Origin of the sequence: Enterobacter sp. 5-4 (genome assembly GCF_000612205.1) — a bacterium.
In the GTDB taxonomy this organism is placed as follows: domain Bacteria; phylum Pseudomonadota; class Gammaproteobacteria; order Enterobacterales; family Enterobacteriaceae; genus Enterobacter; species Enterobacter roggenkampii.
The window spans coordinates 20,380-33,828 of the sequence record NZ_JFHW01000011.1 but is presented as its reverse complement, the minus strand read 5'-3'; the positions used below and the strand labels follow the sequence as shown (position 1 = coordinate 33,828).

Annotated in this window: 14 protein-coding genes; 12 read left to right on the top strand and 2 right to left on the bottom strand. The window is 56.3% G+C overall.

Annotated features, from left to right (window positions below; all coding sequences use genetic code 11):
* Window positions 1–20 precede the first annotated feature (20 nt).
* Window positions 21–1,358: an MATE family efflux transporter DinF gene (gene dinF, locus AA74_RS0108510; RefSeq protein WP_008503367.1), complete on the top strand. Its 1,338-nt coding sequence runs from the start codon at window positions 21–23 to the stop codon at window positions 1,356–1,358.
* A gap of 120 nt (window positions 1,359–1,478) precedes the next feature.
* Window positions 1,479–1,688: a CsbD family protein gene (locus AA74_RS0108505; protein WP_014830284.1), complete on the top strand. Its 210-nt coding sequence runs from the start codon at window positions 1,479–1,481 to the stop codon at window positions 1,686–1,688.
* Between the two features lie 69 nt (window positions 1,689–1,757).
* On the opposite strand, the gene zur is transcribed toward AA74_RS0108505, so the two are convergent.
* Entirely contained in the window at window positions 1,758–2,270 is a 513-nt protein-coding gene (gene zur / locus AA74_RS0108500; RefSeq protein ID WP_008503369.1) for a zinc uptake transcriptional repressor Zur, read from the bottom strand.
* Window positions 2,271–2,385: 115 nt separating this feature from the next.
* Here zur and AA74_RS0108495 point away from each other — a divergent pair, with 115 nt between their 5' ends.
* From AA74_RS0108495 to pspG, 4 genes are all read left to right on the top strand, one after another.
* Entirely contained in the window at window positions 2,386–2,874 is a 489-nt protein-coding gene (locus AA74_RS0108495) for a cupin domain-containing protein (protein ID WP_025912207.1), read from the top strand.
* Between the two features lie 172 nt (window positions 2,875–3,046).
* On the top strand, window positions 3,047–4,357 hold the full coding sequence (locus AA74_RS0108490; protein WP_021242754.1) for a conjugal transfer protein TraF: 1,311 nt from the start codon (window positions 3,047–3,049) through the stop codon (window positions 4,355–4,357).
* 82 nt (window positions 4,358–4,439) lie between these two features.
* Window positions 4,440–5,435 (top strand): tRNA dihydrouridine(20/20a) synthase DusA, encoded by a 996-nt coding sequence (gene dusA, locus AA74_RS0108485; RefSeq protein WP_025912206.1) that lies wholly within the window; start codon window positions 4,440–4,442, stop codon window positions 5,433–5,435.
* A gap of 136 nt (window positions 5,436–5,571) precedes the next feature.
* The gene (gene pspG / locus AA74_RS0108480; RefSeq protein WP_008503373.1) at window positions 5,572–5,814 is read left to right on the top strand and encodes an envelope stress response protein PspG; all 243 of its coding nucleotides are present in this window, start codon (window positions 5,572–5,574) and stop codon (window positions 5,812–5,814) included.
* A 184-nt stretch (window positions 5,815–5,998) separates the two neighbouring features.
* On the opposite strand, the gene AA74_RS0108475 is transcribed toward pspG, so the two are convergent.
* Window positions 5,999–6,982, bottom strand: coding sequence for a quinone oxidoreductase (locus AA74_RS0108475; protein ID WP_008503374.1), 984 nt, complete (start codon window positions 6,980–6,982; stop codon window positions 5,999–6,001).
* A gap of 60 nt (window positions 6,983–7,042) precedes the next feature.
* Between AA74_RS0108475 and dnaB the strand changes: the two genes are divergently transcribed.
* The 6 genes from dnaB to aphA all read left to right on the top strand — a co-directional run bounded on the left by dnaB (window position 7,043) and on the right by aphA (window position 13,374).
* The gene (gene dnaB, locus AA74_RS0108470) at window positions 7,043–8,455 is read left to right on the top strand and encodes a replicative DNA helicase (protein ID WP_008503375.1); all 1,413 of its coding nucleotides are present in this window, start codon (window positions 7,043–7,045) and stop codon (window positions 8,453–8,455) included.
* 16 nt (window positions 8,456–8,471) lie between these two features.
* A complete protein-coding gene (alr, locus tag AA74_RS0108465; protein WP_008503376.1) occupies window positions 8,472–9,551 on the top strand; it encodes an alanine racemase in 1,080 nt (359 codons plus the stop codon).
* Between the two features lie 22 nt (window positions 9,552–9,573).
* A complete protein-coding gene (gene pnuC, locus AA74_RS0108460) occupies window positions 9,574–10,131 on the top strand; it encodes a nicotinamide riboside transporter PnuC (RefSeq protein ID WP_023293520.1) in 558 nt (185 codons plus the stop codon).
* Window positions 10,128–11,138, top strand: a complete 1,011-nt coding sequence (locus tag AA74_RS0108455) for an AAA family ATPase (protein WP_025912205.1) — start codon at window positions 10,128–10,130, stop codon at window positions 11,136–11,138. The genes pnuC and AA74_RS0108455 overlap by 4 nt, the downstream gene beginning before the upstream one ends.
* Before the next feature lie 75 nt (window positions 11,139–11,213).
* Window positions 11,214–12,407, top strand: a complete 1,194-nt coding sequence (tyrB, locus tag AA74_RS0108450) for an aromatic amino acid transaminase (RefSeq protein ID WP_023293518.1) — start codon at window positions 11,214–11,216, stop codon at window positions 12,405–12,407.
* Window positions 12,408–12,660: 253 nt separating this feature from the next.
* Entirely contained in the window at window positions 12,661–13,374 is a 714-nt protein-coding gene (gene aphA / locus AA74_RS0108445; RefSeq protein ID WP_023293517.1) for an acid phosphatase AphA, read from the top strand.
* Window positions 13,375–13,449 lie beyond the last annotated feature (75 nt).

Below are 13,449 nucleotides of genomic sequence, written 5' to 3'. Positions count from 1 at the left end.
CCCCACTCCCGGTATCTTTCATGTCACTGCTGACGGCATCCGATAAGGCATTGTGGCGTCTTGCTCTGCCGATGATTTTCTCCAATATTACCGTGCCCTTGCTGGGGCTGGTCGATACTGCCGTTATAGGCCATCTTGATTCACCGGTTTATCTTGGCGGCGTGGCGATTGGCGCGACGGCAACCAGCTTCCTGTTTATGCTGCTGCTCTTTTTGCGCATGAGTACCACCGGTCTTACCGCACAGGCTTATGGCGCGAAAGATCCGCTGCGTCTGGCGCGCGCACTGGTGCAGCCGCTAATCCTCGCGGTTGGCGCGGGTGCGTTAATCGTTGTATTGCGGGCCCCCCTGATCGATCTTGCGCTTCATATCGTCGGTGGCAGCGAAGCGGTACTGGCGCAGGCGCGACGGTTCCTGGAAATCCGCTGGCTCAGCGCACCCGCCTCGCTGGCAAACCTGGTTCTGCTGGGGTGGCTACTGGGCGTGCAGTACGCCCGCGCGCCCGTGATTTTGCTGGTGGTGGGTAATCTGCTCAACATTGTTCTGGACGTCTGGCTGGTCATGGGTCTGCATATGAACGTGCAGGGCGCGGCGCTGGCGACGGCGATTGCCGAATACGGGACCTTTATCATTGGCTTGTGGATGGTCCGGCGTGTGCTGGCCATGCGCGGGATCTCCCTGGCGCTGCTCAAAACCGCATGGCGCGGCAATATCCGTAAGCTGCTGGCGCTCAACCGTGACATCATGTTGCGCTCGCTTCTTCTTCAGCTCTGCTTTGGTGCGCTGACGGTTTTCGGGGCTCGACTGGGGCCGGAAATCGTTGCGGTGAATGCGGTATTGATGACGCTTCTGACCTTTACCGCCTATGCGCTGGACGGCTTTGCCTACGCGGTTGAAGCGCATTCCGGACAGGCGTACGGCGCGCGCGAAAGCGGGCAGCTACGGGAGGTCTGGCGGGCTGCCTGCCGTCAGTCGGGGCTGGTGGCGCTGGCCTTTGGTCTGGTTTACGCCTGCTTCGGTGAGCAGATCGTTGCATTGCTTACCTCTCTCCCTGCGCTGCGCGAGCTGGCGAGCCACTATCTCATCTGGCAAGTCGTCTTACCGGTGGTTGGCGTCTGGTGTTATCTGCTGGACGGCATGTTTATTGGGGCGACGCGCGGAGCCGAAATGCGCAACAGTATGGCTGTCGCGGCGGCCGGATTTGGCCTGACGCTCCTGACGCTCCCCTGGCTGGGGAATCATGGTTTATGGCTGGCCCTGGCCGTCTTCCTCTCGCTGCGCGGATTATCGCTGGCGTTTATCTGGCACCGACACTGGCAAAACAATACCTGGTTTCCCTCGCGCTCCGATATATCGTGACGGTTAAAGATTCCGAATATGAAATTAACCACGGAATCCTTAACTACAATAATTATCACGTCCAGCAGAAAAGAACGTAACGGACGTTACGACCCGACGCTTAACGAAGAGGACACGATGATGAATAAAGACGAAATCGGCGGCAACTGGAAGCAGTTCAAAGGTAAAGCGAAAGAACAGTGGGGTAAGCTGACGGATGACGACATGACCGTCATCGAAGGTAAACGCGATCAGCTTGTCGGTAAAATCCAGGAGCGTTACGGCTACGCAAAAGACCAGGCGGAAAAAGAAGTGGGCGACTGGGAAAAACGCAACGACTACCGCTGGTAACCGGGCTACACCCGAAAGTACAAGGAAGTACACCCTGAGGGCGGCCATGAGCCGCCTTTGCTTTTGCCGCTAACGCGGCTTTTTCTTCACCAGGATAGAGTGGTCGTGCTGACACGCGTCCTGATGGCGACAGGCTTCCACCTCCACGCACGCGGAACAGAGCCCGTGCGCTTCAATCACGTTATGACGTAGGGCAAAGCCCATTTTCGCTGCCAGCGTATGCATAATATCTTCCACGCCTTCCGCAGCCTCTTCTTTCACCACGCCGCAGCGGTCACAGATAAACATCGCCGATGTGTGGGTGGGCTGATCGAACAGATGGCATAGCACATAGCTGTTGGTGGATTCCACCTTGTGCACGAACCCTTGTTCAAGCAGGAAATCCAGCGCGCGATAGACCGTCGGCGGCTTTGCCTGCGGCTCGCTTTCGCGGAGCAGATCCAGAAGATCGTAGGCGCTGATGGCACCCTGCTGCAGGCTCATCAGACGTAATACTTCAAGGCGCTGCGGAGTCAGGCGCACATTGCGTTGCGCACACAGCTTTTCGGCCTGCGCTAACAGCTCTTTTGTGGACTTATCCATGTAGCACCCCGGATGTTATAGGACGGAAAACCTTCACTTTATCATGTTCTGCTAAAAACACCGAGATCCGCCAGTCTGTGCTATACCTGACCCATCGAAAACCGGGAGAACCAGAATGAAAAGACCTGACTGCATTCGACACTGGCGCGACGTGGAAGGCGCGGATGACTCGACCTACCCCGACAGCGATGAGCTGTTTTCCATTGGTGCTCCGCTGGCTCGCAGGCTTGGGCTCGGGCGTATTGGCATCCATCATGAGCGCCTGCCGCCTGGGCGCAGAACGTCCTATCCGCATGCGGAGAGCGACGAAGAAGAGTTTGTTTACGTACTCGAAGGCTACCCTGAAGCCTGGATTAACGGCTACTTGTGGAAGCTGGAGCCTGGCGACAGCGTAGGTTTTCCCGCCGGAACCGGCATCTGTCATACCTTTATCAACAACACGGACGATGAGGTTCGGCTCCTGGTCGTTGGCGAGGCCAATAAGAAGCACAACCGCATCTACTACCCGCTCAACCCCGTGTATGCCGCCACGCGGGAAGATCGCTGGGTAGATCATCCCCCGCAGTTTTTTGGGCCGCATGATGGAAAACCTGGGAAAAAATAATTTCCTCTTCTATAAATATTGAGGGCCGTCACAAAATATAACAGGCCGTAAGGGAGTTTTACTTAGGGAAAGAAATAGCGGGTCTTTTACTACTTATTCACAGCAATAGTTCGTTCCTGTTTGGGTGATAACAGACAGGGGTTATTTCATAACAGACTATAACGGGCATACTGTGAAAAAAAATTTTAAATTTTCGGTGGTTAGCATTGCTGTCTCCTTGTTTATGGCAAATCAGGCGGGAGCAGCCAATACCTGGACAGAATCACGCAGCGACGCAATGGGTGGCACCGGCGTGGCTTCGGGAAGCTATGGTAGTGGGGCGTTAATTAACCCCGCGCTGCTGGCAAAGGCAAAGCCGGACGATGATGTGACGGTCATATTGCCTTCGGTTGGCGCGCAAATCACGGATGAAGACAATCTTCAAGACGAGATTGATAACATCAACGACAAAATTAATCACTACAAGGATGTGGTTGATAATCTCACGCCACGAGAAATTATCACCAATCCATTAGGTTCCATTAATCAATTCCAGGGCGCGGCCAAAGATCTGGCCGATGAGCTGGACTATCTCAAAGGCAAAACCGCACGCGCAACGGCAGGGGCAGGGCTTGCGGTGAGTATCCCTAACGATGTCCTTTCGGTAGCCTTCATGGCGAAAGGCTATGCCCATGGCCGGGTGAGCTCGTCTATCGATCAGCAAGATATTGATTACCTTCGCCGTATTCAACGAAGCAATGTCGTGGCTGCCGGTGTCGCGCTGGACGCTGCGCTGAATGGTACGGATCAGATCACCAAAAACCTCAACTCAACGGCATCCGGCCGGGCGGCGATAGTCTCCGATTACGGTGTTGCTGTTGCCCGTCAGTTCGATCTGGGGGGCGTCCCGGTTTCCGTGGGGGTTACGCCAAAACTGCAAAAAACCTGGGTCTATAACTACACCACGTCAATCTACGATTACGACAGTAACAAGTGGAACGACAGCCGCTACCGCACTGACGATACGGGCTTCAACGTGGATGCCGGTATTGCGGCCGATTTCGGCGAACACTGGACCGTGGGCGTGAGCGGACAAAACCTGATGTCGCGTGATATCGACACCAAAGACATCCGTATCCGCAACGGCCGTACGGGAGAAGTGGTGAGCTATAAAGACACCTACCAGATCCGTCCGCTGGTGACCGCCGGTGCTGCATGGCACAACGACCTGGTGACGCTGACCGCCGATGGCGATCTGACCGAAACCAAAGGCTTCAAGAGCGAAGATACGTCGCAGTACGTGGGTGTCGGTGCCGAGGTGACGCCGCTGAGCTGGCTGGCGGTGCGTGCGGGTTATCGTGCCGACGTGAAGGGTAACGACAGCAATGTCTTTACCGGCGGTGTCGGTTTCGCGCCGTTTAGCACCGTGCATGTTGACCTGATGGGCCTGTACGGTGAAGACGAAACCTGGGGCGCAGGGGCTCAGCTGAGCATGACGTTCTAAAGTCCACCGGAGGCGCTGCGCCTCCGGCTTTTCTTTGTGCTATAGTAGCGCCCCTTTTCCACCAGATGCTTAAAACTTCGCCATGTCGTCAGAATTACAGACCGCTTTCCCTGCACACCGTTTTTCCATTGCGCCAATGCTCGACTGGACGGACAGACACTGCCGCTATTTCCTGCGCCAGCTCTCCCGCCATACGCTGCTGTACACCGAAATGGTGACCACAGGCGCAATCATTCACGGCAAGGGCGACTATCTGGCCTATAGCGAAGAAGAGCATCCGGTTGCCCTGCAGCTGGGCGGCAGCGATCCGGCCGCCCTGGCGCAGTGCGCGAAGCTGGCTGAAGCGCGCGGCTACGACGAGATCAACCTCAACGTTGGCTGCCCGTCCGATCGCGTGCAAAACGGCATGTTCGGCGCCTGCCTGATGGGGAACGCGCAGCTGGTGGCGGACTGTATCAAGGCGATGCGCGACGTCGTTTCCATTCCGGTGACGGTCAAAACCCGTATCGGGATTGACGACCAGGACAGCTACGAATTCCTGTGCGATTTCATTAATACGGTCTCCGGCAAGGGCGAATGCGAGATGTTCATCATCCACGCGCGAAAAGCCTGGCTCTCCGGCCTGAGCCCGAAAGAGAACCGTGAGATCCCGCCGCTGGACTACCCGCGCGTGTATCAGCTGAAGCGTGACTTCCCGCACCTGACGATGTCCATTAACGGCGGCATCAAGTCGCTGGAAGAGGCCAAAGCGCATCTTGAACATATGGATGGGGTGATGGTCGGGCGCGAGGCGTATCAGAACCCGGGCATTCTGGCGACGGTCGATCGCGAAATCTTTGGCATCGAAGGTACAGACACCGATCCGGTTGCCGTCGTGCGTGCGATGTATCCTTACATTGAGCGCGAGCTGAGCAACGGTACGTATCTCGGCCATATCACTCGCCATATGCTTGGGCTGTTCCAGGGCATTCCGGGCGCGCGTCAGTGGCGTCGCTACCTGAGCGAAAACGCGCATAAAGCCGGGGCCGATATTGAGGTGCTGGAACATGCGTTGCGCCTGGTGGCGGACAAGCGATAACTTTCGCTAAAAGTTCGTCAAATTCACCACGCCCTGCGAATTCTCGCGGGGCGTTTTGCTTTAAGAACAACACGTTATGTCTGGCATGATTCTTGTAATGTTTGCTGCATCATTCGGGAACGCGTGGGAGAGCACCATGCTGGAACTACTTTTTGTGATTGGCTTTTTTGTCATGCTGTTAGCAACGGGCATTTCGCTGCTCGGCATTCTGGCGGCTATCGTGGTGGCGACGGTCGTCATGTTTATTGGCGGATTGTTTGCCCTGACGATCAAACTGCTGCCGTGGTTACTGCTGGCCGTGGCGGTGGTATGGGTGATACGGGCGATTAAATCGCCAAAAGTGCCCAGTTATCAGCGCAATAACCGCTTCCGTTACTAAGGTATTGAGGGGTTCGTCACAGAGTTGTAACTTTTCCGGCAGCCTGGCTTAGAACAGAATAGGATTTACTTATCGAATCTGTCACTATGACTGCCGTTAAAGAATTCATCGCGCTGTACCCTACATACAGCCGAACTAAAAAAAGAAAGGGCTTCCCACGGGAAGCCCAATTTCTTTTTGGGGCTCAGGGAATCAACAAGCTCGATCCCTGCGTTGCCCGGCTCTCCAGCACCTCATGCGCACGCTGCGCATCGGCTAGCGGGTATTTCTGCGCTTCTGCCACATCCACCTTAATGACGCCGCTGGCGATCAGCGAGAACAGCTCGTTGCTGGCTTCCTCAAGTTCTTCCCGGTTGGTGATGTAGCCTTGCAGGGAAGGGCGCGTGACGTACAGCGAGCCTTTCTGGTTAAGGATGCCCAGATTCACGCCGGTGACAGCACCTGAGGCGTTTCCGAAGCTCACCATCAGCCCACGACGCTGCAGGCAGTCCAGCGACGCTTCCCAGGTGTCTTTCCCTACCGAGTCATACACCACGCGCACCTTTTTGCCGCTGGTGATCTCCTTCAGCCGTTCGACAATGCTCTCTTCACGGTAGTTAATCACCTGCCAGGCGCCCGCCTGCAGCGCGCGCTGGGCTTTTTGGGCATTGCCCACGGTGCCGATCAGTTTTGCGCCCAGCGCTTTTGCCCACTGACAGGCGATGAGCCCGACGCCACCCGCCGCGGCATGAAACAGGAACTGCTCGTCGGGTTTAATTTCATAGGTTTTGCGCAGCAGGTAGTAAACGGTTAACCCTTTCAGAAAGGAGGCCGCCGCCTGCTCAAAGGAGATGGCGTTGGGCAGCAGGGCGGCTTTATCCGCCGGGACGTTGTGGACGGAGCTGTAAGCGCCCAGCGGAGATTGCGCGTACACCACGCGGTCGCCTTCTTTAATATGCTTAACCGCGCTGCCCACTTTGACGACGACGCCGGCCGCCTCGGTACCCAGTCCGCTCGGCATCGACGGAGGCGGGTAGAGCCCGCCGCGAATATAGGTGTCGATGTAGTTTATGCCGATGGCTTTGTTTTCAACCTGCACTTCGTTTTCGCCAGGCGCGGTGGGGGTGAACTCCACCGCGTTGAGTACGTCAGGGCCACCATGCTTGTGAAATTCAATACGTGTTGCCATGCTTCCTCCAGAATGTGGTAATCTTTCGACCCACTCTTTATCTCGGTAACTCCATTCACTATGGCAGGAAACAAACCCTTCAACAAACAGACTGAACCTCGCGAGCGTGATTTCCAGGTCGCAGGGTTAAAAGTCCCGCCGCACTCGATTGAAGCGGAACAGTCGGTGTTGGGCGGTTTAATGCTGGATAACGAGCGCTGGGACGACGTCGCCGAGCGCGTGGTGTCCGAGGATTTCTACACCCGTCCGCACCGTCATATCTTTACCGAAATGGCGCGCCTGCAGGAGTCGGGTAGCCCGATTGACCTGATCACGCTCGCGGAATCGCTGGAGCGTCAGGGACAGCTGGACAGCGTCGGCGGGTTTGCCTATCTGGCAGAACTGTCAAAAAACACGCCAAGTGCGGCGAACATCAGCGCTTATGCTGACATCGTGCGTGAACGCGCCGTTGTCCGCGAGATGATCTCGGTGGCGAATGAGATCGCCGAAGCGGGTTTTGATCCGCAGGGTCGCACCAGTGAAGACCTGCTCGACCTTGCCGAGTCTCGCGTCTTCAAAATCGCCGAAAGCCGCGCCAACAAAGACGAAGGCCCCAAAAATATCGCCGACGTCCTCGACGCCACCGTTGCCCGTATCGAACAGCTGTTCCAGCAGCCGCACGACGGTGTGACCGGGGTGAACACCGGCTATGACGATCTCAACAAGAAAACCGCCGGTCTGCAGCCGTCGGATTTGATTATCGTCGCGGCGCGTCCGTCGATGGGTAAAACGACCTTTGCGATGAACCTCGTCGAAAACGCGGCGATGTTGCAGGATAAGCCGGTACTGATTTTCAGTCTTGAGATGCCCTCCGAGCAGATCATGATGCGTTCTCTGGCATCGCTCTCGCGCGTGGACCAGACCCGCATCCGTACCGGCCAGCTCGACGATGAGGACTGGGCGCGCATCTCCGGCACCATGGGCATTCTGCTGGAAAAACGTAACATCTATATTGATGACTCTTCCGGCCTGACGCCGACGGAAGTCCGTTCCCGCGCGCGTCGTATCGCCCGTGAACACGGCGGTATCGGCCTTATCATGATCGACTACCTTCAGCTGATGCGCGTCCCGTCGCTCTCCGACAACCGTACGCTGGAGATCGCCGAAATTTCCCGCTCGCTCAAGGCGTTAGCCAAAGAGCTGCACGTGCCGGTGGTGGCGCTGTCGCAGCTTAACCGCTCTCTGGAACAACGTGCCGACAAACGTCCGGTCAACTCCGACCTGCGTGAATCCGGCTCGATCGAGCAGGATGCCGACTTAATCATGTTTATCTACCGTGATGAGGTTTATCACGAGAACAGCGACCTGAAAGGGATCGCCGAAATTATTATTGGTAAACAACGTAACGGCCCGATCGGGACGGTGCGTCTGACCTTTAACGGCCAGTGGTCGCGTTTCGACAACTATGCCGGTCCTCAATATGATGATGAGTAATTTCTAAGGAATTCAAATGCAAGCGGCAACTGTTGTCATTAACCGCCGCGCTCTGCGACACAACCTGCAACGTCTGCGTGAACTGGCACCCGCCAGCAAGCTCGTTGCAGTCGTGAAAGCGAACGCTTACGGACACGGTCTTCTTGAGACCGCGCGAACGCTCCCCGATGCCGACGCCTTTGGCGTCGCCCGTCTTGAAGAAGCCCTTCGCCTGCGCGCGGGGGGGATTACCCAGCCGATTCTGCTCCTCGAAGGCTTTTTCGAAGCCGCCGATCTGCCAACTATCGCGGATCAGCATCTGCACACGGCGGTACACAACGAAGAACAGCTGGCCGCACTGGAAACCGCTGAGCTGAGCGAGCCGGTGACCGTGTGGATGAAGCTTGATACGGGCATGCACCGTCTGGGCGTACGTCCGGAAAGCGCCGAAGCGTTTTATCAGCGTTTATGCCGGTGCAAAAACGTGCGCCAGCCGGTGAATATTGTCAGCCACTTCGCCCGTGCCGATGAGCCCGAGTGCGGTGCGACCGAGCGACAGCTGGATATCTTTAATACCTTCTGCGAAGGCAAGCCGGGGATGCGCTCGATCGCCGCATCCGGCGGTATTCTGCTGTGGCCGCAGTCGCATTTCGACTGGGCGCGACCGGGCATCATTCTTTACGGTGTGTCGCCGCTGGAGAATAAACCCTGGGGGCCGGACATGGGTTTCCAGCCAGTCATGTCTCTGGTGTCTACTCTGATTGCCGTGCGTGAACACAAAGCCGGTGAACCGGTGGGCTATGGTGGCACCTGGACCAGCGAGCGCGACACGCGTCTCGGCGTGGTGGCGATGGGCTACGGCGACGGCTATCCGCGCGCAGCACCAACGGGTACGCCGGTGCTGGTCAACGGTCGCGAGGTGAAGATCGTTGGCCGCGTGGCGATGGACATGATTTGCGTCGATCTGGGGCCAGAAGCGCAGGATAAACCCGGCGACGATGTGGTGATGTGGGGGGAAGGTTTACCCGTTGAACGTATTGCTGAAATCACTAAAGTGAGTGCTTACGAACTTATCACCCGCCTGACGTCTCGGGTGGCGATGAAGTACATCGACTAACATTTCATTCCAGGGAAGGATAATGTCCCCTTCAGAAATCGCTGCATGTCTGGCCTATGCTCTCTCCGTCTGGCTGGCCGCCAGAAACAATATCCATACGTGGTGGATAGGCATCATCGGTAGCGGGCTTTATGCCTGGGTCTTCTATTCTGTGCAGCTTTATGCTGACGTTACCCTTCAGTTCTTTTTCATCATAACGAGCATAACCGGCTGGCTGCATTGGCTTAAAGGCAATCATGGAGAGGTCTTGCCTGTCCGTCGTACCAGACCGGGACATTTTTTTATGCTTTTAGCCTGCGCCGTAAGCGTAGCAGCGGCGTACGGGTGGATATTGCATCTCTATACCAATGCATGGGCCCCCTGGCTGGACTCCATCATTTTGACATTCAGCATTCTTGCTCAGTTTATGTTGATGGGACGGCGTCTGGAAAACTGGTACATCTGGCTTGCCGTTAACACGCTGGCAGTACCGCTGTACGCGACGAGAGAACTGTATCTGACCGCCGGTTTATATCTGGTGTTTTGGTTTAATGCGTGGCACGGACTGTATCAGTGGCGCAAGGAGATCCGTGCGCAATGACGCTGTATGCTAACGGCCTGGTGGTAGGCAAATTCGCACCATTACATGCAGGCCATGAAGCGCTTATCAATACGGCACTTGAGCAGTGCGAGACGGTCTGTATCATCAGCTATTCGTCGCCGGAAATACGCGGTTACGAACCTGAAAAGCGGCTTAACTGGTTAACAACGCGCTTTCCGCAATGTCGCCACCTCGTGCTTTCGCCGCATGTGTTGGCTACATATGGCCTTGCGCCACCGCCACCGAATGACGCTGATGACGATCTCCACCGGCATTATGTTGCAACGCTGTGTGAGGACATTTTGCACTGTCAGCCAGAGGCGGTATTTACTGCCGAAGACTATGGAGACGGGTTTGCCGTTGTCCTGAGCCAGCGTTTCGGACGACCGGTTGCGCACGTGCGTCTCCAGCGTCAACGGGGACCAGAGGCCCCTTCGGGAACGCTCATCCGTTCTGATGTTCATCGTTATCGTAAGATGATGTCCCCAGAGGTGTACCGCAGCTTTGTTTTTCGTATCTGCTTATTAGGTGGAGAATCGACGGGCAAAAGCACGCTAGCAAAGGCTCTGGCGCAGACGCTAAACGTTCCGTACGTTGCAGAGTATGGCCGTGAACACTGGGAAGCGAAGAACGGTATCCTGGATCGGGAGGATTTGCTGCATATTGCCCGCGAGCAAGTACGTCGGGAAGCATTAGCCTGCACGGCGCCTTATCTGGTCTGTGATACCTCACCTTTAACGACCCTGTTTTACGCACTCGATCAGTTTGGCAGCGCGCCGCAGGCGTTAAAGGAGTTAGCTGAACGACACTATGCGCTGGTCGTACTTTGCGGAGATGAATTTCCGTTTGTGCAGGATGGCACCCGGCAGGGCGAGGCGTTTCGCCACCGACAGCAAGTATGGTATGAAGCAGAGCTGTCGGCACGAAATATTCCTTTTCTGCGCGTGCAGGGCTCACTGCCTGAGCGAATCGATCACATTTGCCGATATATCCAGGGACCGATCTGATATCGCTCTCGACCTTCATCTGCTTCCGGTTTATTGTTGAAATCCCTGCCTCATCGAATTCCGGAGAACCATCGCGTGTTTCAGAAAGTTGACGCCTATGCCGGCGACCCTATCCTCTCCTTAATGGAGCGTTTCAAAGAAGATCCTCGCAGCGACAAAGTGAACCTCAGCATCGGTCTGTATTACAACGAGGAGGGCATTATTCCTCAATTAAAAGCCGTTGCCGAAGCCGAAGCGCGTCTGAACGCGGTTCCACACGGCGCGTCTCTGTATCTGCCGATGGAAGGGCTAAACGCTTATCGCAACACCATTGCACCGCTGCTGTTCGGCGCCGATCACGCTGTGCTCGCGCAAAAACGCGTGGCGACCATCCAGACGCTGGGCGGCTCGGGTGCGCTGAAAGTCGGTGCAGACTTCCTGAAAAAATACTTCCCGGATTCAGGCGTGTGGGTCAGCGACCCGACGTGGGAAAACCACGTTGCGATCTTCGAGGGCGCGGGCTTTAAGGTGGCGACCTATCCGTGGTTCGACAGCGAAACGAACGGCGTGCGCGTTGACGCGCTGCTGGAAAAGCTGAACACGCTGCCAGCGCGCAGTATTGTGCTGCTGCACCCATGCTGCCATAACCCAACCGGGGCGGATCTCACCAATGCCCAGTGGGATGCGGTGATCGAGGTGCTGAAGGCCCGCGACCTGATCCCGTTCCTCGACATTGCCTACCAGGGCTTTGGCGCGGGTATGGAAGAAGACGCCTATGCCATCCGTGCCGCTGCCAGCGCCGGGCTGCCTGTACTGGTGAGTAACTCCTTCTCTAAGATCTTCTCCCTGTACGGTGAACGCGTTGGTGGCCTGTCCGTGGTGTGTGAAGACGCCGAAGCGGCGGGCCGCGTGCTGGGCCAGCTAAAAGCGACAGTGCGCCGTATCTACTCCAGCCCGCCAAACTTTGGTGCTCAGGTGGTGGCGACGGTTCTCGGTGACGAAACGCTGAAAGCATCCTGGCTTGCCGAAGTGGAAGCGATGCGTAAGCGCATCCTGTCGATGCGTCAGGCGCTGGTTAACGTCCTGAAAGAGGCCGTGCCAGGGCATAACTTTGACTATCTGCTCAAGCAGCGCGGGATGTTCAGCTATACCGGACTGAGCGCGGCGCAGGTCGATCGCCTGCGCGAAGAGTTCGGTGTCTACCTGATCGCCAGCGGCCGTATGTGCGTGGCGGGCCTGAATGCCAGCAACGTTCACCGCGTGGCGCAGGCGTTTGCAGCTGTGATGTAAGTACTCACTACTTATTATCGCCCTCTCCCTGTGGGAGAGGGCATCAGGCCGCAGAAAATCTTGCCCGGTGGCGGCTGCGCCTGCGCCTTACCGGGCCTACATCACTCATCCACACTTTGTGATCGTCTTCTTTTTATTCCGCTTCATAAGCAAAAACTCCTTCCCTTCACCTCCCGCTGGGGTTAAGGTCGGATAGTTTTTTGACCATTCACTCAAAATAAAACCATAACAAGCTGAATATTCAGGGGAAAATATGCGCAAGATCACACTGGCGCTCAGCGCCGCCTGCTTATTGTTCTCACTTAATAGCGCCGTCGTCGCACGTGCCTCGGCGCCGACGCCGCTTTACACCGGCACCACCGCCGCCATGCTTGCCGAACAGGCGCCCATTCACTGGGTCTCCGTGGCCCAAATCGAAAACAGCCTGATGGGACGCGCGCCAATGGCCGTGGGCTTCGACATTGACGATACCGTGCTGTTCTCAAGCCCTGGCTTCTGGCGCGGCAAAAAAATGTATTCACCGGACAGCGAAGCGTATCTGAAGAATCCGGAGTTCTGGGAAAAAATGAATAACGGCTGGGACGATTACAGCATCCCGAAAGAGGTCGCCCGGGCGCTTATTGCTATGCACGTTAAGCGCGGTGACAGCATTTACTTCGTTACCGGCCGTAGCCAGACCAAAACGGAAACCGTCTCCAGAACACTGCAGGACGATTTCCAGATCCCGGCTGCCAATATGAATCCGGTCATTTTTGCGGGTGACAAAGAGGGGCAAAACACCAAAATCCAGTGGCTGGAAAAGAAAAACATCAAAGTGTTTTATGGCGATTCGGATAACGACATTACCGCCGCGCAGGATGCTGGTGCCAGAGGGATCAGGGTGTTACGCGCGTCTAACTCGACCTATCGACCGCTGCCGATGGCCGGAAAGTTTGGTGAAGAGGTGATCGTCAACTCGGAGTATTAAGTCTCTGGCAGCGAGTTTGACTCTTTTTTAATCAAATCTCGCTGCTGCGGGTTTTACCTTTCGCCTTCTTGCTGC